The organism is Desulfosporosinus paludis (assembly GCF_045689965.1).
Taxonomy (GTDB): domain Bacteria; phylum Bacillota; class Desulfitobacteriia; order Desulfitobacteriales; family Desulfitobacteriaceae; genus Desulfosporosinus; species Desulfosporosinus paludis.
The window spans coordinates 3,256,114-3,279,848 of the sequence record NZ_CP144211.1 but is presented as its reverse complement, the minus strand read 5'-3'; the positions used below and the strand labels follow the sequence as shown (position 1 = coordinate 3,279,848).

At 43.5% G+C, this 23,735-nt stretch carries 20 protein-coding genes and 1 pseudogene; 5 read left to right on the top strand and 16 right to left on the bottom strand.

All coding sequences use genetic code 11. The features are described from left to right. Positions 1 to 45: 45 nt before the first annotated feature. The 4 genes and pseudogenes from VZF35_RS16410 to VZF35_RS16395 form a co-directional block, all read right to left on the bottom strand. Positions 46 to 1,353, bottom strand: coding sequence for a DUF445 domain-containing protein (locus VZF35_RS16410; protein ID WP_407306545.1), 1,308 nt, complete (start codon positions 1,351 to 1,353; stop codon positions 46 to 48). Further along, on the bottom strand, positions 1,350 to 2,612 hold the full coding sequence (locus tag VZF35_RS16405; protein ID WP_407306543.1) for a DUF445 domain-containing protein: 1,263 nt from the start codon (positions 2,610 to 2,612) through the stop codon (positions 1,350 to 1,352). Before VZF35_RS16405 ends, VZF35_RS16410 begins: the two co-directional genes overlap by 4 nt. Positions 2,613 to 2,688: 76 nt before the next feature. Continuing rightward, a pseudogene (locus tag VZF35_RS16400) lies at positions 2,689 to 3,875 on the bottom strand (MFS transporter). Between the two features lie 66 nt (positions 3,876 to 3,941). Then, positions 3,942 to 4,388 carry a MarR family winged helix-turn-helix transcriptional regulator gene (locus VZF35_RS16395; RefSeq protein WP_407306541.1) on the bottom strand — a complete coding sequence of 149 codons (447 nt, stop codon included), beginning with the start codon at positions 4,386 to 4,388 and terminating at the stop codon, positions 3,942 to 3,944. A 453-nt stretch (positions 4,389 to 4,841) separates the two neighbouring features. Here VZF35_RS16395 and nuoE point away from each other — a divergent pair, with 453 nt between their 5' ends. From nuoE to VZF35_RS16375, 4 genes are all read left to right on the top strand, one after another. Next, the gene (gene nuoE / locus VZF35_RS16390; RefSeq protein WP_407306539.1) at positions 4,842 to 5,351 is read left to right on the top strand and encodes an NADH-quinone oxidoreductase subunit NuoE; all 510 of its coding nucleotides are present in this window, start codon (positions 4,842 to 4,844) and stop codon (positions 5,349 to 5,351) included. Continuing rightward, complete coding sequence (locus VZF35_RS16385; protein WP_407306537.1) at positions 5,348 to 7,231, top strand: NADH-ubiquinone oxidoreductase-F iron-sulfur binding region domain-containing protein; 1,884 nt, start codon at positions 5,348 to 5,350, stop codon at positions 7,229 to 7,231. Before nuoE ends, VZF35_RS16385 begins: the two co-directional genes overlap by 4 nt. Before the next feature lie 24 nt (positions 7,232 to 7,255). Then, positions 7,256 to 8,998, top strand: a complete 1,743-nt coding sequence (locus tag VZF35_RS16380) for an NADH-dependent [FeFe] hydrogenase, group A6 (protein WP_407306535.1) — start codon at positions 7,256 to 7,258, stop codon at positions 8,996 to 8,998. A gap of 177 nt (positions 8,999 to 9,175) precedes the next feature. Further along, positions 9,176 to 9,925, top strand: coding sequence for a ThiF family adenylyltransferase (locus VZF35_RS16375; RefSeq protein WP_407306533.1), 750 nt, complete (start codon positions 9,176 to 9,178; stop codon positions 9,923 to 9,925). A gap of 78 nt (positions 9,926 to 10,003) precedes the next feature. On the opposite strand, the gene VZF35_RS16370 is transcribed toward VZF35_RS16375, so the two are convergent. From VZF35_RS16370 to VZF35_RS16360, 3 genes are all read right to left on the bottom strand, one after another. Further along, a complete protein-coding gene (locus VZF35_RS16370; RefSeq protein ID WP_407306531.1) occupies positions 10,004 to 10,567 on the bottom strand; it encodes a DUF5317 domain-containing protein in 564 nt (187 codons plus the stop codon). 25 nt (positions 10,568 to 10,592) lie between these two features. Further along, positions 10,593 to 11,882: an HD-GYP domain-containing protein gene (locus VZF35_RS16365; RefSeq protein WP_407306529.1), complete on the bottom strand. Its 1,290-nt coding sequence runs from the start codon at positions 11,880 to 11,882 to the stop codon at positions 10,593 to 10,595. A gap of 257 nt (positions 11,883 to 12,139) precedes the next feature. Continuing rightward, complete coding sequence (locus VZF35_RS16360; protein ID WP_407306527.1) at positions 12,140 to 12,793, bottom strand: hypothetical protein; 654 nt, start codon at positions 12,791 to 12,793, stop codon at positions 12,140 to 12,142. Positions 12,794 to 13,051: 258 nt separating this feature from the next. On the opposite strand from VZF35_RS16360, the gene VZF35_RS16355 reads away from it, so the two are divergent. Beyond that, complete coding sequence (locus tag VZF35_RS16355) at positions 13,052 to 13,564, top strand: gamma carbonic anhydrase family protein (protein WP_407306525.1); 513 nt, start codon at positions 13,052 to 13,054, stop codon at positions 13,562 to 13,564. A 185-nt stretch (positions 13,565 to 13,749) separates the two neighbouring features. On the opposite strand, the gene hcp is transcribed toward VZF35_RS16355, so the two are convergent. The 9 genes from hcp to VZF35_RS16310 form a co-directional block, all read right to left on the bottom strand. Beyond that, on the bottom strand, positions 13,750 to 15,393 hold the full coding sequence (hcp, locus tag VZF35_RS16350; RefSeq protein WP_407314652.1) for a hydroxylamine reductase: 1,644 nt from the start codon (positions 15,391 to 15,393) through the stop codon (positions 13,750 to 13,752). A gap of 167 nt (positions 15,394 to 15,560) precedes the next feature. Continuing rightward, positions 15,561 to 16,265 (bottom strand): hypothetical protein, encoded by a 705-nt coding sequence (locus VZF35_RS16345; protein ID WP_407306523.1) that lies wholly within the window; start codon positions 16,263 to 16,265, stop codon positions 15,561 to 15,563. 138 nt (positions 16,266 to 16,403) lie between these two features. After that, complete coding sequence (locus VZF35_RS16340) at positions 16,404 to 16,571, bottom strand: hypothetical protein (protein ID WP_407306521.1); 168 nt, start codon at positions 16,569 to 16,571, stop codon at positions 16,404 to 16,406. Continuing rightward, the gene (locus tag VZF35_RS16335; RefSeq protein WP_407306519.1) at positions 16,568 to 16,954 is read right to left on the bottom strand and encodes a GntR family transcriptional regulator; all 387 of its coding nucleotides are present in this window, start codon (positions 16,952 to 16,954) and stop codon (positions 16,568 to 16,570) included. Before VZF35_RS16335 ends, VZF35_RS16340 begins: the two co-directional genes overlap by 4 nt. Positions 16,955 to 17,540: 586 nt before the next feature. Next, the gene (locus VZF35_RS16330; RefSeq protein WP_407306517.1) at positions 17,541 to 19,400 is read right to left on the bottom strand and encodes an ABC transporter ATP-binding protein; all 1,860 of its coding nucleotides are present in this window, start codon (positions 19,398 to 19,400) and stop codon (positions 17,541 to 17,543) included. Then, positions 19,393 to 21,129, bottom strand: a complete 1,737-nt coding sequence (locus VZF35_RS16325) for an ABC transporter ATP-binding protein (RefSeq protein ID WP_407306515.1) — start codon at positions 21,127 to 21,129, stop codon at positions 19,393 to 19,395. Before VZF35_RS16325 ends, VZF35_RS16330 begins: the two co-directional genes overlap by 8 nt. Before the next feature lie 189 nt (positions 21,130 to 21,318). Next, positions 21,319 to 22,284 carry a zinc-binding dehydrogenase gene (locus tag VZF35_RS16320; protein ID WP_407306513.1) on the bottom strand — a complete coding sequence of 322 codons (966 nt, stop codon included), beginning with the start codon at positions 22,282 to 22,284 and terminating at the stop codon, positions 21,319 to 21,321. 35 nt (positions 22,285 to 22,319) lie between these two features. Continuing rightward, entirely contained in the window at positions 22,320 to 22,997 is a 678-nt protein-coding gene (locus tag VZF35_RS16315; RefSeq protein WP_407306511.1) for an efflux RND transporter periplasmic adaptor subunit, read from the bottom strand. Positions 22,998 to 23,052: 55 nt separating this feature from the next. Beyond that, a complete protein-coding gene (locus tag VZF35_RS16310; RefSeq protein WP_407306509.1) occupies positions 23,053 to 23,565 on the bottom strand; it encodes a PadR family transcriptional regulator in 513 nt (170 codons plus the stop codon). Positions 23,566 to 23,735 lie beyond the last annotated feature (170 nt).

Sequence of the window (23,735 nt, the reverse complement as noted above, 5' to 3'; positions counted from 1 at the left end):
TATTCATCATGAATTTTGTATACCTTACAAGTGCATCAATGTCAGTTAATGATGAAGTACTAAGTTCATGATCAAGGGCAGCACATAAGGATCATAGACGAGATCTAAAAACAAAAATAAGAAAACCCCGACAACTCCTCCGATCATGGAACCATTAATCCGAATCCATTGAAGATCGTTTCCTGCCTTTTCCTCAACAAATTGATTTAAATCTTCGTCCGTGTAACTTGTGAGAGTCTCCTTGACAATTGTTCCGATGACATCATGCTCACTTTGAATGATCCGACAAAGAACATCAACGATAAAGGTATTAAGCTGTTCTTGAAACGCTTTATTCTCCAAAAAACAATTCCATCCCTGCTTGACATAAGAACATACCGCCGGAAACAACACTTTGGAATCCGAAAAAGAGACTGAATCATTAAGGACCATACGCAGTGCTTTCGTTAAGAACTCCTCAAATAGCTCTTCTTGCAAAAGGCCCTCTTTCCAAGCCTCAACCTGTGACCGAAACTGTGGCTCTGAAATTAACACTTGTATACTATTCAAGAAGCTTTCTTTCAGGGCTATACGCAGCGGGTCTACCGGATCACTAAACTTGCGCAGCGTAAGGAGAAGTTCAATATGCAGAGCATCTGCAGCCTCCTCCATGTTCAGTCCATCAGACATTTCCACAAATCCCAATAAGGTTCGGAAGATTGATCCGCCATTACCCAATTTCTCTTCCTTCACACTCTCAAGATACTTCAAAATGATCTGGCGGGTCTCTCCTTCTGAGGCCTTTTCCCATAACCCTTCGGCTAAACGATCTAAACCCTGATCAATATACCCCTGTTCTAACGCCCATCGGCTTAATTCTTCTATTTTAGGCATTAGAGGCCATTCCTGTACCTTACGGCGCAGAAACTTGGCCAATTTCTCTGCTAAGATAACCGGATCCTGTTTTTCCGCATATCGTTGGAGTGAAAGAACAGCCTTTTCTGCTAAATAAACAGATCCCCCTCGTCTTTCCACAAACTGGATAAGTCCATCGAGGAAAGCAATGCCAGAGATCTTCTGACGGATTAGGTCCATGTGCAAAAGTTCAGTCTGAACCATCCCAGCTACAGCTTCAATCAACTTTACACGGTTTCTTGGGATGAGTGCAGTATGATAACCCCAACCAAGCGGCTTTTTAAAAATTGCCGTCACAGCGAACCAGTCGGCGATGCCACCCACTAAAGCTGCCTCCAGAACAAAATAAAGAAGGCGAACGCCGAAGATATAAGGGTAACTGTGTTTTAGCAGAGCTGCACCTAAGAAACATATAAAGACCGTCGCAAGGGTGATATTGGCTTTCTTATGATAATTCATTGGAACACCATCCCCAGAATATAGATCAGCATACCCGCCAAACCTCCAACAATCGATCCATTGATCCGGATCATTTGCAAGTCATTCCCCGCTTTATCTTCAATGAGCGCCACGAGTTTATCATTGCTTAAAGGATTTAGCCCTTCACGGACCAATCGTCCAATGGCATCATGATGGTATTCAATCTGTTTCTTTAAGATATTCCTGATCTCTCTATCCACAGTTTGTCGCAGATCTGGATTATGCTTTATACCCTCTAAATATTGATCCCAGCCATCTTGCAGCTTCGTCATACCACGTTCAATTAACGCGGCCAGATAACTAGGACTCATTCTCCCAGTAGCCTCGCCATATTCAGGAACAGCGTTTTCAAGAGCTTTTATACCGGCGAGTTCAGACACTAAGGCTTTGTGACAAATTCGCTTGACACTCTCCTGTAGCTCCGCTCTCGTCCTTAGGTCCGCTATAAAGCGGAGAACGGATTCCTTCAGCCACCGATCAGCCGTTCCATCTTGCAAGGCAATCTTAACTCTGTCTAAAAGGCCTTGAGCGAGAACTGCAGGTGAGGGCAAAAATTTGCCAACTAGTTTACGGGTAGGGTTGTTGCTGCCATACCTTGTCAAGGCTGCTTCAATCATAGATATTAAAGCCTCATTCACCACAGGCTGAGCAAGCAATTCACTGATTGCCTGACAAAGGGCCTTAGATAAATCGTCGACCTGACCGCTCCTTAAAGAAAACTCTACAACTTCAGCTAAGGTTTGAGCAAGCTCCAAGTCGTTTAGGTTTTCTTGAACAAGGTCCTTTAGAGACCGAGTCAACACATAAGGATCTAAAGATCGAGCGAAATCTTCTGCCAGATCTGTAAGCAGCCGCTCTGCTGACAGCTTTACCTCATCTTGCTGAAACGCTCGGATAAGCACTCCTGAAAAATCCCAAGATGAAAGTTTCCGTTCCAATATTTCTTGGGAAAGCAATTCGTGCTGAACCATGTCTGCTAAAGCATTAAATATGCGTTCTCGATTCAAAGGAATAATTTCTGTGCGCAGCACCCTGCTAGGACGAATTCCCAGAGGCCGACGAAATAGAGCGGTCACTGCAAACCAATCGGCAAGCCCGCCAATCATCCCTGCACTGCATCCACTGGAGATGAGTCCGCCGACAAAACTTGTATGAAAGGGGTAACTGAGCAGAAAACCCAAAGTAATTCCCCCTAAGGTGAGATTCGCACTTCGGGTATTGTTAATTCTTTTGACCATTAAAACCACCTACACTAAGCATTAATGACGATCCGCCAAAGGGCAGAAACATATTCACCCTATTTTAGTCCATATTTCAATCTTGTACCAGTGACGCCGGTGCATTGACGCTTATTTTGCTTCCTGCTGTTAAAACAGCGAGGAGCAAAAGGACAGACCCAATGACATAGGGAAGACCCATATCTAATACAAAAAAGGCTCCGCCTGTTATCGGTCCAAGAATTCTTCCAAGACTGGCAAAGGATTGAAAGAAACCGAGAGAGGCTCCCTGTCCTTGAGTACTACGTTTCGTTACCAAGCTCGAACTTGTGGGAACCATTAAGGAATTTCCCACCATAAAGATGGCTGTTGAAGAGACCAAGAAAATAATAGTTTTCTCTTCTGCTGAGACAATAATTAAAAGTAAGCCGACAGCACACAAAAGTGCTCCAGTGTTTACGAGTTTGGCCTCGCCAAATCTTTTAACTAATTTACCAATAAGGCCCCCCTGAACAATCACTGCAAAAACTCCTAAGATGGCAAATGTGACTCCCATATCTCGAGGGCCAAACCCCACTTTAGCTGCTGCCAATAAAGTAAACGTACTCTCGAACATGGACATTGTAAAGTTTAAGACAAAGTTAAAGGAAAATAAAGCAAATAGTGGGTCCTTCAGTACCTGAAGCGTGAGCTTAGGTCTTTTGCGTGCCGCACCTTCCCCCGCGCTTGGTGCGATTCAGGCAAGAAAGTCCAGGTAAATGGCAGAAGCAGCAGGGCTAAACCTCCTGCCACAAAAAAAGGCAAAGAAAAACTGTAATGTCCCAGTAATCCACCCAAAGCAGGACCGAATATCATGCCCAAGCCCATGGCAGCACCGATCATCCCCATACCCTTGGAACGATCTGCACCTTCAGTAATATCAGCCAAGTAAGCCATGGCAGTTGGCAAAGTTGCCGAAGAAACCATTCCTGCCAAAGCCCGCAACCCAATCAGTAAAAATAGGTTGTTTACCAACCCAAACATTATATAGGTCAGGCCATATCCACATAGCCCGATAAGAATAACGGGGCGCCTGCCTATTCGATCTGACAATTTACCCCAAAAAGGAGCAAAAAAGAATTGCATAATCGAATAAGCAGACATAAAGGTGCCTAAAGCCAATGCACCTCCGCCTAATTTACTTACCAAGAAGGGCAAAATAGGAATCACTATTCCGAATCCTACCATGACCAAAAACTGAATAACGAGCAAAATGGCCAAAGGCCCCATCATTTTCTTGCGCATCTATCAAACCTCTATTTTATGTATTTGCGATGAATACGTTTATCACCAGCACTGACGGTAGACTGATTATTCACTTGAAACATGATCCAGAACAAAGTCCAGCTGTTCTAAGGCCTTTTTCAGCTCCACTAACGATGAACTTTCAAGTTTTTGCATAATACAGCTAAATTTTTTCTTTCGTTCGCCTTCAAAATCCCTAAGTACTTCCATGCCCTGAGGAGAAAGTTGAATAAGGACTACTCTACGGTCTTCATCACTGCGGGTTCTCATGACGTAGCCTACCCTATGCAAACGGTCCACAAAACCAGTGACTGCCCCTAAAGTAATCTCAAACTGTTGGGCAATATCAGAAGGGGTACAAGTACCTTTGTGTTCTAAAAATTTGAGGAACATCATTTGGTGCATCGACAAATCACCTGTTTCAGGCATCAAAAAACTCAAATATTTTTTCCAGACTTTTCTGAACAAAAAATCCGTCTCTTCCATGAGCATTAATTCAGTTTGCTTAATCACACGGATCCCTCCTATTAGAATAGGGAGATTGGAGAAAGCTTCATCAACCCTCAGCTGTTAGGATGATTGTTAATCTCTTCTTTACGGCCTATTATAAGTTCCCTAAATAATTTATGTCAATAAGTATTGCGCAACAGACAGACTATGCTAGAGGACGGTTGTACTGGTCAATCAATATACCAATACAACCGTCCCCTACTTGCTAAACTTTTATTCATAAACCTTCTCTTCGTCTAAATAGGCGTTCCGAGCATCTTCTTCGACCGCAGCGTCGAGCGAACCTTCTCCCTCGCTCCGTCTAACCCCTAGTGAAAATTACCTCTAATGCTCGAATTGTCTTTGACAATAGTTTGGGTAATCGTCAAGTGCTCTTCACCAAACTTTTTATTGACATACGTAAATTTTAAAGCACTGGGTATTCTAAGCTTATGTACCAATTGAAGGAGGATTCGTATGTGTGATAACCCTTCCCAATATAATCCCTATCAACAGCTAGACCATTACATAGACAATCTCCCCTATAAGAAAGAAAACCTAATTGCGATCCTGCATCACGCTCAACAGCTCTTTGGCTATTTACCCGACAAGGTTCAAAGGCATATTGCCCAAAAGCTTGATATCCCATCGGCTAAAGTCTACGGAGTTGTGAGCTTTTACTCCTTTTTCACCATGAAACCACGTGGTAAGCATGTTGTTAATGTCTGTATGGGCACCGCTTGTTTCGTTCGCGGCTCGGAAAAACTTCAGAAGGAGCTTGAAAAACAGCTTGGAATCAAAACTGGACAAACGACTCAAGACGAGCTATTCTCCTTGGATTCCCTGCGCTGTATAGGAGCCTGCGGCCTTGCTCCAGTTATGATGGTAGACGGTAAAGTCCACGGGCGTCTTAACAACCCTGAGGAAATCAAACAGATCTTAGAATACTATCGTCAACCCTCAGCGAAGGAAGGGACACCGTCATGAAACTTAAAACGATCGATGATCTTAACAATTTCAAAGTCCAGCACCAAAATCTTCTAAAAGACCGTCGGGTCCCTCAACCAATTTCCGTCGCCGAAGCGCAGGGCTTGCCCAGACAAATTATGGTCTGCGGAGGGACGGGCTGCCATGCCTCAAATAGTCCTGAAATTGTAGAGCTTCTTAAAGAAGAGCTTAAGCAACATGGGTTGTCTGAACAGATTCAGGTACTCCAAACCGGCTGTTTCGGCTTCTGCGAAAAGGGCCCAATCCTGGAAATCCACCCTGATAATGTCCTCTACCTTGAGGTTTCCACCAAGGATGTGGCGGACATTGTCGAAGAACATTTTGTTCAAGGAAAACTGGTTGATCGCCTTCTTTATCAGGACCCAAACACAGAAAAACGCATCGCTTCGGATCTTCCTTTTTATCAAAACCAAATGCGCATTGCTTTACGCAATTGCAGCTACATTTCTCCCGAAGATATCCGGGAATATATCGCTGCCGACGGGTATCAGGCTTTGGCAAGGGTTCTTTTTCAGATGACTCCCGACTCTGTCATTGAAGAGATGAAAAAAAGCGGCCTTCGCGGACGAGGCGGCGGAGGATTTCCCACAGGGGTAAAATGGGAGCTGACTCGAAAGAGCGAGGCAAATCAGCGTTATATTATTTGCAATGCTGACGAGGGCGACCCGGGAGCCTTCATGGATCGCTCGATCTTGGAGGGGGATCCCCACAGTGTCTTGGAGGCAATGTTAATTGCCGGAGCAACGATCGGGGCTTCCCACGGATTTATTTATATTCGGGCGGAGTATCCCCTTGCCATACACCGCTTGGAAGTTGCCATCAAACAGGCCAAGCAATACGGCCTGCTGGGAAAAGAAATTTTAGGAAGTAATTTTTGCTTCGATGTTGAGATCAAATATGGTGCCGGAGCTTTTGTCTGTGGTGAAGAAACCGCATTGATTCATTCCATCGAAGGGACTCGCGGGGAACCTTCTGTCAAACCTCCTTTCCCTGCCCAACAGGGGCTGTGGGGTAAACCGACGTGTGTTAATAATGTGGAAACCTTAGCTAATATTCCCCCGATTATCCTAAAAGGGGCTGAATGGTTTGCAGGAATTGGTACGGAAAAGAGCAAAGGGACAAAGGTATTTGCCTTAGCAGGGAAAGTCAATAACGTCGGTCTTGTGGAAGTACCCATGGGGACAACCCTTCGGCAAATCATTTTTGACATAGGTGGCGGAATTAAACATCAAAAGATCTTCAAAGCCGCTCAAACAGGAGGACCATCGGGGGGATGTATTTCCACTAAGTATCTGGACACTCCGATTGATTACGAATCCCTGATCTCAATTGGCTCCATGATGGGTTCCGGTGGCCTGATTGTCATGGATGAGAGCGACTGCATGGTGAATATCGCCAAATTCTACTTGGAGTTCACTGTAGACGAATCTTGTGGCCGCTGTACCGCCTGCCGGGTCGGCACCAAACGGCTTCATGAAATCCTTACCAAAATCACCGAGGGCAAAGGAGCACTCGATGATTTGGATCAACTTGTCAAATTGGGTAAAATCATCAAAGATTCTTCCCTTTGTGGACTGGGGCAAAGTGCCCCCAATCCGATATTATCTACCATTGAGTATTTCCGAGAGGAATACCTTGCTCATATCGTCGACAAAACCTGCCCTGCCGGTGTTTGCAAAAGTCTGCTCAAATATGACATCACCGACAAATGCAAAGGGTGTACCCTTTGTTCCAAACACTGTCCTGCCGGTTGTATAACGGGCTCACCCAAAGAGCCTCATGTCATTGACCAAGAACGTTGCTTAAAATGCGGGGCCTGTTTAGAAAACTGCCGTTTCGATGCCATCATTCAGCATTAAGGTGCCCCAAAAGGAGGATTCCGTATGGATGTACAACTTACTATTAACGACATACCGCTTACTGTACCAGAAGGGATGTCTATTTTAGATGCTGCACGGACCGTCAATATTGATATACCAACTCTGTGCTACCTTAACCTTCATGAGATGAGAATGAATAACCACATTGCTTCCTGCCGTGTCTGTGTGGTAGAAGTTGAAGGCCGCCGCAATTTGGCCCCTGCTTGTTCGACCCCTGTATTTAATAACATGGTGGTTAAGACGGATACCCCACGGGCCATTCAGGCCAGGCGAACCATGGTGGAGCTTTTATTGTCTGATCATCCTAAATCTTGTTTGACTTGTGCCAAAAATTTAGACTGTGATCTCCAAGCGCTGGCAGCGGATCTGGGCGTTCGAAATATCTCTTATGAAGGAGAAGAATCTGAGTTTGAAATCGACAAGTCCAGTTTAGCGATGATACGCGACCCGAACAAATGCATTCGCTGTCGGCGGTGTGAAACGATGTGCAACGATGTCCAGACCGTAGGAGTGTATTCCGCCGTCGGACGTGGTTTTGAAACTGTGGTTAAGACAGCCTTTGATTTACCACAACACGAAACCTCCTGTACGTTCTGTGGACAATGCATTGCCGTCTGCCCAACCGGGGCTTTGATGGAATTGGATCAAGTGGATAAAGTTTGGAAAGCCCTCAACGATCCAACGCGCTTTGTTATCGTGGAAACGGCTCCAGCCGTGCGGGTGGCTCTAGGAGAAGGCCTTGGCCTAGAACCTGGGACCATTGTCACGGGTAAAATGGTGGCCGCTCTTCGGAGACTTGGCTTTGACCGTGTCTTCGATACAGAATTCGGGGCAGATGTAACCATTATGGAAGAAGCTACCGAACTCATCCACCGTCTCAAGCACGGTGGCCGACTTCCTATCCTAACAAGTTGTTGTCCGGCCTGGGTTAAGTTCTTCGAACATCAATTCCCTGACCTTTTGGACATACCGTCAACTTGCAAATCTCCCCACGAAATGTTGGGAGTTTTGGCCAAAAGCTATTATGCAGAAACCTATGGAATTGATCCTCAAAAAATCACTGTCGTTTCCATTATGCCTTGCGTGGCCAAGAAATACGAGGCAGCTCGGCCTGAGCTCGGGCAAAATCCTGTCACACCGGATGTCGACATTGTCATCACTACTCGAGAACTGTCGCGCATGATCCGGGAGGCCGGAATTCACTTTGAGCGTCTTAAAGACGAAGAATTTGATCACCCCTTAGGAGAATCCACAGGCGCGGCCGTGGTATTTGGCACCACTGGAGGGGTTATCGAAGCTGCCTTGAGAACGGCCTACGAATGGTTAACCGGAAAACCGCTGGAAAATGTTGAATTTGAAGATTTACGCGGCATGGATGGCATCAAAGAAGCCGTGGTCCCTATTGAAGGGCGGGACTTCAAAATAGCCGTAACCCATGGCTTAGGTAATGCACGGACAATATTAGAAAAAATCCAATCCGGAGATGCTCATTATGATGCCATAGAAATTATGGCTTGCCCTGGCGGATGCATCGGAGGAGGCGGTCAACCCTACCACCATGGGAATGTAGAAATCCTCAAAGCCCGTGCCGCAGCTATCTATAAAGAGGATCGTTCCAAACCTCGCCGCAAATCTCACGAGAATCCTGCCGTCATTGCTCTTTACAAAGACTATATCGGAGAACCTTACGGCGAGAGAGCCCATGAATTGCTTCATACCAGCTTTACTCAACGCCCCAAAATATGATGCAGGGGATGATCATTGATCGCGCTTTAGCGGAAACAGAAACAGTCATTATGGTGCGGTGCAGCCTGTTTAGTTAGCATGATTCGCTTAATTGACGGTGGTTATGCTACAATACTAGGAGTGAACTCGTTCGGCTGAAGTTAAACATCAATAATTACTCTATAAACGGGGGACATAATGGAACATGAATTTTCGAGAACGGAACTTTTAGTAGGAACTGACGGCCTGGAAAAACTCCGCCGCAGCACTGTGATCATCTTCGGGATAGGAGGAGTCGGTTCCTATACCGTCGAAGCATTAGCCCGCGCTGCCATCGGCCATTTAATCTTGGTAGACTTTGACGAGGTCAGCATCTCAAATCTTAACCGTCAAATCCACGCACTTCACTCTTCAATTGGGGAAGCCAAAGTGGAGGTTATGAAACAACGTATCACAGAGATTAATCCTAAGGCCCAAGTTGAAACCCTTAGGGAATTTCTTTCAGCGGAGAATGTCAATCAGTTCCTTGACAGGGAGCTCGATTACGTCGTGGATGCTATTGACACGGTCTCCAGCAAGGTGATTTTAGCTAAGGAATGTTTGGCTCGAAAAATCCCCTTGATCTCAAGTATGGGAGCAGGCAACCGTCTAACTGCAGAAGGTTTTAGAGTCAGCGACATTTCTAAAACCAGCGGAGACCCTCTTGCTAAAACCATGCGCAAACTTCTGCGCCAAGAAGGAATCACCAATGGCGTCAAGGTCGTTTCCAGCCCAGAATCTCCTCTGACTCCTCTCTCTTCGCTCGCTCAGCCAATTCAATCTTCCGATGAATTAACGACAAAACGCCAAACGCCAGGAAGCATCTCCTTTGTCCCATCAGTTGTAGGGCTCCTCATCGCTGGTGAGGTTGTCAGAGACCTTTTAAAAAGATCAGCAACAGAATCTTGATATCTAATGTCTAGCTCTAATAGGCCGTAAAAAAGCGGGGACTAAGTTTTTAAGCTCAGTCCCCGTTTTATTTCACTATTAAACTTTAACTTGCAGCTTCTCTGCAGTCGATAGTTTCTTCATCGTCCTAAATACTAAAATGAAACATCCCATATCAATGACACAATCTCCAACACTAAACACCTGTTTTTGAAGTCCCGGAATTGCTAAATAGAATCGATCAGCCAAGAAAGCCAAATGAGTCGTAGCACTCACCAATCCATGAGTACCTTGTCCAACTGAAAGTGCCTTACGGAGGGTCTCTGGAAGAAAAAAAGGATCAACCGGCATTACTCCCCCATTAAAGGCGATGACCATTGTATTCAGCAAAATGCCTGACGTAATCCACCGCATTCCAGGTAAACGGCTATTTCGCAAAGTGAATATCAAAAGCAAAAAATAGGATCCGGTGTCCAACACCGAATTGCGCCAATTGGGTCCTACTGTGATATTTTTGAGGGTTGTCCAATAAACTGCCCCTTGCAGTAATAAAGCCAGCGGGACAAGCCAAAACTCTCTCAGAACCAGTTCACCTAACCGACTCAGTTTCCCTCCACTGATAAGGCTTATAACTAAGGCTAAAATCAAGGTTTCTATCAGCATGCTTCACCTCTTATTTTTTTTGCGTCTAATAGGATGAAGCGATTTTTATTTGGCCGGCATTGGCCATCTGAGATGCGGATTCAGGCGTGACTACTTTACAAAAAACTTCGACCAATTCAGGATCCAATTGCGATCCAGCTACTCTCTTAAGCTCGTTAATCGCTTCCTCATGATTCTTACCTTTGCGATAACTCCGATCTGATGTGATCGCGTCATAGGTATCTGCTACGGCGATGATCCTAGACTCCAAAGGAATTTTCTCCCCACTAATACTATCCGGATATCCCTTCCCATCATAACGCTCGTGATGATGTCGCACGATTTGTCCGATATCAAACAGAAATTTAATGTTCTTAATAATTGTCTGACCCATAAAAGGATGACTTCGAATAGATTTCCACTCGGAATCGAGCAATTTTCCTTCTTTATTTAAAATTGTCTCACTAACTCCGATCTTGCCTATATCATGCAGGACCGCGGCGTATTTTAGAGACTCTATCTTTTCCTCGCTCATTTCAAGTCCTTCGGCAATGATAACCGCCAATTTCCCCACTCTCGCAGAATGTCCGCTTGTGTATGTGTCTTTTGCCTCAAGCGCCTGAACTAAGGCCTCGACGGTGTTCAGATAGTTTTCTCGCATGTCAACATAGAGTTGAAAGGCATGGCGAGAAACCAAAAGTGGGATAAAGAGTAAAGAAAGTCCTAGCGGACCATAGTTTTGAAAAATCAACGCCAATAAAAATCCAAGAGGAACTAGTGCTATAAAGTTAGGAACGGACCAACGAATGTTACTGACCCATATAGCCCAAGGAGATTTTTCGAACATTACTCCTAAGGCAATTGAAACGATGGTTATATTTATAACCATAAAAATAGAAGCCGCCATTAAATACAATAAAAGGGATTTTAAATCGAATTGTAAAGAGGTGGGTTTAAAAAAATCCATAACACTATAAGCGATGGCTAAGGACAACACATATTGTGACCCATTAAACACTCGCTTATAAAAAGGTTGCTCTGAGGCCACTTTGCCAAATATTATTAGGCCAGACAAAGCCATCGCTGTAAGCGTCACTCCCAATGGAAACAAGATTAATGCAGAAAGAAAGATAGGGTAACTTACAGTCACGTACCCTCCTTTCGGAAGAGCAACTGGTAAGGATTCGCTGGCAACTGCTAGCATCCCGAAGACTAAAAGATGGAATAACTGTGTTAGATTCCAATCAGTATGCAGTATATTCCATCCCAAAACTATCATTGCACAAGATGTCACTATTAAAAATAGAAGCTTAAATTTCTTCGGTAAACTTTCCATTAGCCACCTCTTAAATATTTGGCCGACTATTCGAACATTAGATTCTGTAGGCTGCGCCACCGGCAAGAACGAGAGTCACGATAACAGAAATAGCTTTGAATAATTTGCTCATTGCGGTAAACCTCCTCGATTTTTATCAAAGGGACAGTTTAACCGCTTCGCTCTTCTTCCGTTTCGCTGTTTTTTCGCTTCGCTAAAGGGAACAAAACAGAGGTTTCAAATCTAATTGTTTGAAAGGTCGGCCAAAGTTAGCAAGTTTAATCGTTTCTTAAAAAACGCAGTTTGCGATTAACAGCATCAAGGGTTGCCTTAACCACCGCTTCCCGGTCATCATTTCGGACCAAGGCACATCCGGTTAAGGATTGCTCCCCTGTAGAAGCAATCAAAGTTATAGAAACTAAAGCAATCTGTTGCTTAGCGAGATGGGTAATTCCAACATCCTCAGTCACAAATAGAAATTTATCCAAGGTTAAGGGAGTCAGTGCCTTAAGAGTTGCCTCGACGAACAAACGCAATTTGTTGAAGGACGACGATGGCCCTTCCGCAGTTCCTTCAATAAGTTTATCTCCCGTTAATAATTCAACCTTCACTTCGGCCATACCGTTTACTGTTCTGATGGTGACACCGACCAGTTTGGGGCGTGACGATTCCACGATCGCAAAAGCATTTTCGTCATCGTCACCTATTTGGGCTACACTGATCTTTTTATGATCTATTTGTAATCCAAATTGGGCTACAAGAACTGACTCTACATCTCTAACAACCTGCTTTGGCGCTCTTCCCGAACCTGCCAGAATATGAACTTCTTCGATGTCTCCTTGATTATTAGCATTAATACGAGCAGTTATTACAGATTTGATTTGCTTTATTGCCTGCTCCCAGTCTTGGATTGAAAAAGCCATATCCGACATGAAAACACTCCTCAATTATTAAGTGATGCCAATACATTCTATTATTCAAAGTATGTATTTTCGACGCTGAAATGCTTTTTCCTCCCATAGTTCTGGGAAAAGTGCCAAAACCTTCATTAAATTCGCTATAACGAGATTAGAACGAAGGAGGAAAATTGATACTTATTCTTGCTAACTAGCATAACGATCTGTCTCACAGTATAATTGATGCAAAAAGAAGATCCATCATTTTTTGAAAAGTAAATGGGAGGCGGAACTATGACCGAAATAAGAAGCAAAAAACCCCAAATAGCTGGCAGCGTATTTCTTGCCGATGGCTGCAAAGTGATCGGGGACGTGACCATTGAAGAGCATTCCAGTGTCTGGTACAACTCAGTCATTCGCGGCGACCTCGCAAAAATACATATTGGTGAATACACTAATATTCAGGACTTAGTAATGATTCATGTCAGCGGAAATCAGCCTGCAACTATTGAAGACCACGTCACTGTCGGTCACTCAGCTAGTCTCCACGGTTGTACAATACGCAAAGGATCCCTTGTGGGTATGGGCTCAATCGTTCTTGATGGTGCCATCATCAATGAGGAAACCTATATTGCTGCCGGAACCCTCGTTCCTGGCAACAAAACCTATCCACCCCGTGTCATGTTGATGGGAACGCCTGCTCGAATCGCCAGAGAGCTTACGGAAACAGAAATCCAGACAATGCATGAAACCGCTGAACGCTACGCTCGTAAAGCAGAAGACGCTCAGCAAACAGATAATACCTAATTGACAGCACTAAGCTATGAGCGTATCAGAAATGACTCAAAAATATTTGTTGAAGTACTCAACAAAGTTATCCTTTCTGGCAGCAGCACAAAAGGGTTGCAACAAGCTGGATCTTAACCAGTTTGTTACAACCCTTTATTGGATAGTTATTAATTAGCCCATTAGCCCATTAGCCCATTAGCCCATTAGCCCATGAAAATTTTAAGGTCGTCTTCTACATTGGTGATACCGGCAATGCCGAAGTTTTCAACGAGAACTTTGGCGACGTTCGGGGATAAGAAAGCCGGAAGTGTAGGTCCTAAGTGGATGTTTTTGACACCGAGGTAGAGTAAGGCGAGTAAGACGATAACTGCTTTTTGCTCATACCAGGCAATATTGTAGGAAATGGGAAGCTGGTTGACATCGTCTAATCCAAAGACTTCCTTGAGTTTCAGAGCAATCACGGCCAGAGAGTAGGAGTCGTTGCATTGTCCGGCATCGAGTACTCTTGGAATGCCTCCGATATCACCCAGGTTAAGCTTATTGTATTTATATTTTGCACACCCTGCCGTAAGAATTACCGTGTCTTTCGGCAATGCCTCTGCAAAGTTCGCATAGTAGTCACGGCTCTTCATGCGGCCATCGCAGCCCGCCATAACGAAAAAGCGTTTAATAGCCCCTGTTTTGACAGCATCAACAACCTTGTCGGCAAGCGCCAGGACTTGATTGTGAGCGAAGCCTCCAACAATTTCTCCGGTTTCGATTTCAGTCGGTGCCGGGCATCTCTTAGCATGTTCAATAAGGGCTGAGAAATCCTTTGTTTTCCCATCAGCACGATCTGAAATATGCTTAACTCCTTCAAAACCAACCACGCCCGTGGTGTAAAGGCGATCCTTGTAAGAATCTTTAGGTGGCACGAGGCAATTAGTGGTCAAGAAGATAGGACCATTAAAGGACTCAAACTCCTTGTCTTGTTTGTACCAAGCATTTCCGTAGTTGCCGACGAAATTGTCGTATTTCTTAAAGGCCGGATAATAGTGGGCTGGGAGCATCTCACCATGAGTATAGACATCAACGCCTGTCCCTTGAGTTTGAATTAACAGTTCTTCGAGATCTTTTAAATCGTGGCCGCTGATCAAAATCGCGGGATTATTTCTAACTCCGATGTTTACCTTAGTCAGCTCCGGGTTACCGTAGGTTGTGGTGTTGGCCTTATCCAAAAGGGCCATAACTTCAACACCATATTTTCCAGCTTCCAAAACCAGAGCGACAAGGGCATCTGCTGACAGCGTGTCGTCTAAGGTAGCTGCTAGAGCTTTTTCAAGGAAAGCAAAAATTCCATCTTCCTTGTAAGCCAGAGTATGGGCGTGTTCGGCATAGGCAGCCATTCCTTTTAAACCATAGGTAAGCAATTGTCTCAAAGAACGAACATCTTCATTTTCTGTCGTTAAAATTCCAACGAGTGTTGCTTTATTATCAAATTCTGCGGCAGAAGCTGTCCAAGTTGCTGCATCATGTAAGTCCGTAGCTATTGTTCCGCCCGCTTTAATAATTTCTTGTTTTAATTCATCGCGGAGTTTTAGCCCTTCTTCAATTCTGGCTACAAACCGGCTTCTATCGAAGTTTGCATTTGTAATTGTAGTAAAGAGGCTTTCCATAATAAATTTATCGATTTCCGGTCGGACAATCCCCATATCACGAGCTTGAACCGCAAAAACAGAGATCCCTTTTAAGGTGTAAATAAGAAGGTCCTGCAAATTAGCGACATTTTCTGTCTTCCCACATACTCCCTTAATTGTGCAGCCTGTTCCTTTTGCGGTTTCCTGACATTGATAGCAAAACATACTCATCATGTTTCCCCCTAAATCTTATTTAAATTTTTGTCGTAACTCAACTTGACAATAGTAAGTTTAAATCAAATTTAGGGAGCAAACTGTGACTATGTAGATTCTTTTGGTGTGAGAAAAGTCACACTTCCTAAGGCATGATGGCCTGGAATTGAAATTACAATTAACCGTTAATTATCAAGCATTATCACTTGATTTGTCCCTGCATCAAGGCTTACGCTCTTGGGAACCTTTAGATAAACAGCATTTATACCGAACTTTGTGGAAGTCCAAGAGCTATAATTCATATCTGAGGGTCTAAATTGATTCTGAATAAAGCTCGTCTTAAATAACTTAAACGTTAAATCCTGTTGGACAGGGTATATAGATAATAACCCACCTTGAAGGGATACTCTCGGTGGTATGAGTAGTTTCGAAATATCCGTTTTCCCAATTGAATAGGGGGTAACATAGGTCAGAACATCTAGTTTACCGTCATTCTCGGCTTTTCGCTCGACAAAGATCAGAGTATAGCCCGAATTCACGGCCATATCGAGTTTCAAGGTCGCTTGATCCAATTTGAAGGTTTGACTACTGTTCTTATACATCCCTTGTTGCTGATTGAAAACTTCTTTATTCCTTATCCTGTACAAGTTAGTTTCAAGACCTGGGGACTGATTCGCTGCACCGTTGTTTATCTCCGATTGAAGAAAGCCGTTGTTCGGTAACATACTTACAAGCGGAACGAATAGCACTATGACCACGAGATAAGCCCCTGCAAGGACAGCATTTTTTCTCCAGGTCATAAATGTAAAGAGTTTGGTGCTTATTTTCCCTGCTATCATCAGAACAATGAGAATGACCGCAATGAATAAAATAAGAACGATGCTGCTCATTTCCTTACCTCCATTCTGTCGGAAAGCAAACAACTAAGGAAAAAGAATATCATCGAGGAGATGAAGACTTTTATAAGAAATACTACAAGGGACATTTCAGTCGCAAAAAAATCAAACACAGACTTTATGAACTGGGGATTAACTCTCGCCAACCCAACCAAGACGGCTGGGAAGAGTACTGTAAAGAGCATGTGGATCTGAACAAAAATGCCGATCAAATAACTCGTTGCTGCGATTAACATCATGATCTAGGGCCTTGATTTTACCATAGGACTTAGTAAGATTATTTCCCTGAATGACCTTCATTCCTTACCCTCCTCACTCTCGTTCAGCACCTGTAGGACCATGTTGATCAATTCAGCCTCTTTAACGTCCAGGTGTTTAGCTTCGAGTACAAGTTCTTTGACCATTTGACCCAAAACCTGGTTTCGGCGCTTATTTCGGATAAATTCCTTAGCATCAGGTGACACAAACATACCTAAACCACGCTTTTTATAAACAATGTTCTCATCCGCCAAAATATTGAGCCCTTTTGCTGCTGTCGCAGGGTTAATATTAAACATTTCTGCTAATTGATATTGTGAATAAATTCGTTCTCCTTCTTCGAGGTTAGCACGCAGAATTTCCGTTTCCAACCATTCGGATATTTGAACATAAATAGGTTTCATGCTGTCGGAATTCAGAATCACAATCTTAACCTCCTACGTTTAAGACGACGACTGGTGCATTACTGTTGTGATGTACTATATATTAACTTCCTCTAATTTTCAACCGTTCTGTCCATAAGACTTTATAAGCGATCCGATCATCAAATCCCTAATGCTTCCAGGTCCGAAAGTACAGTGAAATGTAGAGAACGTCGGGAAACGTCGAAAAACAAATAAGAATAGAACATGGAAGGAAATCCCATATTGGTGCAGAAACTAAGACTTAGCTAATATTTTAAGGGGAGAGATATATGCCATGAAATTAATTATTGTCTTAATGTTAGTTGGTATCGCACTTTCTGCAACAAGAGCCTTATCTTCAGTAGATCAATACGGAAATAGCTAAGCCTCAAGCTGATAAATGATAGAAATTTCCTGGAGAGATGATTATGCAGCGGTAAGAACGGTTAGTCCATGAAAAAGCTAAAGAAGCAATCATTGGAGGAGACATAAAGACTATAGATTTAAGGACCCCAGCAAAAGCAAAAGCTGGGGTCCTTTCTGAATTTACTTATTCACTTCTTACTCAATCAGACAGCTGATCCAAACTAAAACCCAGGAGCAACTATCAAGAAATATGCTCAACATCATTGTCATATCCCATTTGACTTATAACCATTTCATAATAGGCGCCTTTGTTTTTCATGAGTTCATCGTGAGTTCCGCTCTCCAAGATCTCCCCGCTGCCTATAACCATAATTTTATCGGCATCGCGAATTGTGGAAAGCCGGTGGGCGATTAGAAAGCTGGTACGGTTACTCATAAGGGTCAGCAGAGCATGCTGAATTTCTTTTTCCGTTTTTGTGTCAACGCTGCTTGTGGCTTCATCCAGAACTAATATTGGAGCATCACACAGAATCGCTCGGGCGATTGCCAGCAATTGACGCTGCCCTTGACTGAGATTATCTGTGCTGCCTGTTACAACCGTCTCATAGCCTTTCGGCAAGCGGGATATAAACTCATCGGCATGAGCCAGTTTGGCGGCCTCTCTAACTTCCCTATCAGAGGCACTCGGCCTAGAATACCGGATATTGTCATAGATGGTCCCGGTAAATAGACAGGTATCCTGTAAAACGACGGAAAAGCAGTTCCTTAGACTTTCTCTGGAAATTTCCGTAATATCCGTCTTGTCGATCAGGATTTTGCCCTGATTTAAATCATAAAATCGAGTCAGAAGGTTGACAATGGTCGTTTTTCCTGCTCCTGTTTCGCCGACTAAGGCAACGACTTCTCCAGGGCTGACTTTAAAGGTTATGTCTTTTAGAACCGGTCTGCCGGGATCGTAAAAAAATGACACATTGCAAAACTCTACTTCTCCTTTAGGGCTGGTGAGCTCTTTAAATCCCTCTTTATCAGGCGCTTCCTCTAACTCATCCATGATTTCAAAAACCCTTTCCGCACCGGCCAAGGCGGATTGAATGTTGTTGAACATTCCGGCGATATTATTCAGCGGCTGCCCAAACTGCTTGGAATAGGTGAGAAAGCTCACCACAACCCCGACGGTTATCACTCCCTTCACCGACAATATCCCTCCGGCACACGCTATACAAGTAAAACTTAAGTTATTGATGACATTCATAAACGGCATCATAAAACCGGACCAGATCTGGGCCTTGGTAGAATAACCGCAGAGTTCCTGATTTAGGCATTCAAAATCAGCTAAGACAGTTTGTTGGCGGTTAAAGGCTTTTACCATTTTAAGCCCAACAATATTCTCTTCGATCACTCCATTTAAAGCTCCCAACTTTTGTTGCTGCCCCAGAAAATACCTTCGGCTTCGACTGGCAATGGTTCTTGTCAAGACCAGAAACAAGGGAATCGATATCAGGGCAACAATTGTTAAAACCGGGCTTAGAAGCAGCATCATCACAAAAGAACCGGTTATGGTAAAAATGCTGGCGATTAACTGCGTTGTCGTCTGGGAAATGGTCGTGCTGATATTATCAACGTCATTTGTTATCCTGCTCATGGTATCCCCATGGGATCGTTTGTCATAAAAGTTCAGGGGAATCCTCTGAAGTTTGGCAAAAAATTCCGTTCTTATATGCTTCACCAGTCTCTGGGTAACCTTAGCCATCAACACGCCATTGAACGTATCAATACACCAACTCACCACGTAGCAAGAGACAAGGGCTGCAATAATGGCTGTCAAGAGAGACGTATCCACTAAATTTGTTTTTGTATTGAAGGCATTAATCGCTTTACCCAATAGAAAAGGTGTGAAGAGGGAAACCGTAGAGGATATAATCGTCAAGATCACTGCAAGCAGGAAGGATTTTCTCCATAGCATAAAAATTTGTATCAGTCTAAGCAATGTGGCTTTGGTATTTTTGGGCTTAGCTGTCGGAGCAAAACGCCGAGGTCCGCCGCCGCCCATTCTTCCCAAATTCGGCATGTTCTCATAATTCTTATTAATCGTCTCAGCCATACGCAATCCCCTTCATGTCACCGCCAATTTGCGAGTCGAAGATTCCTCTGTAAGTTTGGCATGAGTCAAGCAGTTCTTGATGGCTGCCGAATCCGACATTCACGCCGTTATCGAGCACGAGAATCTTATCGGCGAACATTGCAGTACCTATCCTTTGAGTTATCATAATGACTGTTTTTTCAGCATCCATAGTTTTTAAGCCGCGCCTGACCTTTGCTTCTGTCACTGCGTCAAGGGCACTGGTGCAGTCGTCTAATATTAGAATAGGTGACCGCTTAACCAAAGCCCTGGCGATGGAGATGCGCTGTTTTTGACCGCCGGAAAGATTTACCCCGCTCTGACCTAAATTGCTTTCATATTGATCCGACATAGACTGAATAAACTCATCGGCTTGAGCCAGCCGGGCCGCCTTGATAATTTCTTCTTTAGAGGCCTTTGGATTGCCCCAGGCTATATTTTCTAATACGCTCCCTGTAAACAGCATGCTCTTTTGGGGAGCCAAAGCGATTTGATCTCTCAGGGTATTGCAGTCAATTGTTTTTATATCCGTACCATTTAGATAAATCGCACCTTTTTCGACCTCATAAAAATGGAGGCAAAGCCAGACAAGGGTCGATTTCCCAGAACCTGTGGGACCGATAATCGCCAGTGATTCTCCTTGATTAATCTTGAAGCTAAGATTTTTTATGATCGGTATTCCGCTTCCATTCGGATAGGCGAAAGTCACATCGTTAAAGGCCAGCTCCCAAGAACCTTGCTTGAGGGTTTGTTCAGAGTCTTTAAAATCCTCTTCACTGTTCAAGACCTCATTAACTCGTTCGGTTGAGGCTTTCGTCCTGACAAACGTATTAAACACGTTCGTAATCATAATCAGGGAAGCTAAAATCTGGGCCATATAATTAATGAAGGCTGCAACTTTACCGACTTCGATATCTCCACGACCGAAGAGGATGCTTCCAACATAAAGGATCAGCGCAATCCCAAGATTAATCGTCAGCGACATAAGCGGTGAAAAATAAGCAATCACAATTTGAGAAGACACTGTTTTATTCGCAAGATCCGAATTGGTGCGATCAAACTTTGCTTCCTCATCGTTGTATCGTCCGAAGGCCTTTACCAACCTAATTCCCATCAGGTATTCCTGAACAACTGTATTAACTTTGTCGATAGCATACTGTACCTTGGCAAAGCGTGTATAACTTAATTTCATGCTGATCACGATGAAAGCCGCCACTACAGCAACTACAAGAAATAGAATGAAGCTCAATTGGAGGCTTAGAATGACCGCCAGAATGATGCTGCCTAAACAGGTAATCGGTGCTTTAAAAAAAATTCTCATCATACCGTTGATAAATACGGTGATCTGAGAAATGTCATTGGTCATTCGGGTTATCAGAGAACCGCTTTCGATTTTATCGGCGCTGATTTCGGAAAAATTAATGATTTTAGTAAAGACATCATACCGTAAATCTGCTCCGAAACTTTGGGATACCTTGCTTGCCAAAACACTCCGGGTGGCCGCAAAACAGGCCCCTACAGCTGTTATCACCAGCATCAAAAGACCCAATTTCAGCACAGTTTCCACTTGCCTGTTTTTTACGCCTTGGTCAATAATGTGCGCCATAATTGTCGGCTGCAAAAGATCACAGATAGCTTCAAAAAACACACAGCTGACTGCCGTAATAAACATCCATTTGTATTTTTTAAAATAATGTTTATAAATACCCATTATTTCTATCTTTTCCTGCCTTTTTAAGTAATCAAAACATTGAACTCTTTCAGCTATGTTGCACAAGGCTTCAGCAGCGTTACTCTCCGGGAAACTACCATGCCCAGTGAAATGCGATCCTGAAAGCACGGAGTAGTTGTTGACGCAGCCTTAAGCGCCAGAGGAAGAGTATCGCCGGAGCCGACGCTTTTATCTATTCGCTGGTTCCATTGTCAAAACCGCTCGAAAGCGTACCTTGGTATTCATCATTTTTTCGTAAGCAACACTGGCTTGTTCAAGGGGGAACGTCTCGATCATTGAATGAACTTCAGTAAGCAGGCTAAAATCGATCGTATCTTTCCTGGCATCGGGACCGCTGGCTACCCAACCTTGGATACTGCGTCTTCCGTGCAGCAATTGCCCGCCAAAGACTTGGATAGGTCCCTCCACCCCCGCGACGATCACTAATTTACCATCAAAACCCAGTCCGTTAATAAGCTGGGAAATCGCTTTATTGTCAGGTGCAGTCGCGAGGATAACCTTTGCTCCGCCATGTTTTTGAAGTTCTTGGGCTGCTTCTGTGCTCTGGGTATCGATATATACCTGGGCTCCCAATTTCAAAGCCAATTCCTTTTTATCGATGCCTCGAGAAAGCGCAATAGTTTTAAAGCCCATCCTTTTAGCGTACTGAATAGCCAAATGTCCGAGCCCCCCAACCCCTTGAACAGCAACTATATCTCCAGGGCGAGCACCGGAATTGCGTAAAGCATCAAAGGTTGTCACTCCGGCACAAAGCAAAGGAGCTCCCTCTAATTCATTAAGTTCACTGGGTATGAGTACTAGCTCTTCAACTTGGGTGACCATATATTCAGCAAAGCCGCCGTCATAGGTTATCCCTGCCGGCCAGCCGACACCTACGCGTTGTCCGATCTCGTAGCCGCTAACTTTTGGCCCCAATTTATCAATAACTCCAATTACTTCGTGACCAGGAATTCGGGGATATTCGATATTTGCGAAGGAGCCTCCCTCTTTGACTATGGCGTCTCCATGACAGACACCGCAAACTAAAACCTGAATCCTCACCTGCCCTTCACTTGGTTCAGGGATTTCCCTCTGCACCAGTTCAAAATCTCCCCCGGGGGTACTGACTTGAATTGCTCTCATAAACTTCATCATTACACCTCTTCCTCTATTTCAGTTTAATCATAGTTTTACTTCTGTGATTTTTGAATATTGACCTTTTGTCCATCACTTAAGAAAATTTGCCCCTCAGTAATAACATTATCTCCCGCTTTTAGGCCACTGACGATTTCCGTGATTTTATCAACGGTATCGACATAGGCAACTCTATTTTCCATCGATATTGCCTCATTAGGTATAGTTAAAACATTGTTTTTTTGTTCTGAAGGAAGTATTACTTTGGCGAACATTCCCGACTTTAGTTCGTTATCGGCATTATCGATATTGACATCAATCTCATAAGAATTTGTTTTGCTGTCTGTCGCAGGGCTTATTAAATTAATAGTTCCATTAAATTGTTTATCACTAAGGGCACTGACCTTTACAGGTACTGTTTGACCTTTTTTCAGTTGAACTATCATCTTATCTGGAACATTAATCTTTGCGACCACCGTCGTTGTATCTATTACCGTAAACGCTGGAGTTGCATTGGAAGTAATCTCACCCACATCAACATTACGAGCAGACACCATTCCGGAAATAGGGGATGTTAAGATTGTATTCTGTACCTGAACCGATGCATAATTCACTGACGACTCCGCTTGCTGAACTTGGGCTTTAGCTGACTGGACAGACTGAGGTCCTAGTTGATCCTTCAGCAAAGAAAGGCTGGCATTTGCTGAATTAAGCGCAATGGTTGCTTCATCCAATTTCTGCTTGTCACCAAAACTTTAACAATTATTGTTCCTCCTTTTTAAATATATCCTATTCTTTTTCTTCCATCTCCTTTAAGATTTTCTCTAAAAAGCTTTGTTCTAGATGATAATGAGACAATAAATATTCTTTAACCATTAGCCGTTTTGTGGGATATAACTCTTTAGTCTTCTCGAATTTCTCATTAAAATGGCTAACGAAATCGTTCAGGTCCTCTAAACGTTCTTGGATGGCTTGTTTAAATATTTCCGGATTCATTAAGTGACGGCAGGATAAACCAACCGTCAAATCAAAATAATAACGTTCGCTATTTTTCAATATCTTAACAGTCGATTTATCAAAAGCTTTGTTTCCATTTTCCGTCACATAGTAGCGCTTTCTTTGGGGCATGTTCCCTTCCTTCTCAATTTTGAACTCGAGAAGTCCTTTATTGCATAACCTGTCTAGAACCTGGTAGACGGTTGTACCTCCGATCTTTACCCAGGTTCTTATTTCGCGATCCTCAATCATTTTATCTATTTCATAAGCATAGGAGGGTTTAGTCTTAACAAATTTTATCAACATAAGTTCGATATTGGACAACATCAAATTCACCCTATCTCCTTCAGTAACTACTACGGTTAATACTAGTATTATCTATAGGGGCAAGTCAAGAAAAATTCCCCTGTTAAGCTAATCTTAACAGGATCTTTAGATAACTAACACAGAGTCATCACAATATCTTAACACTTAAG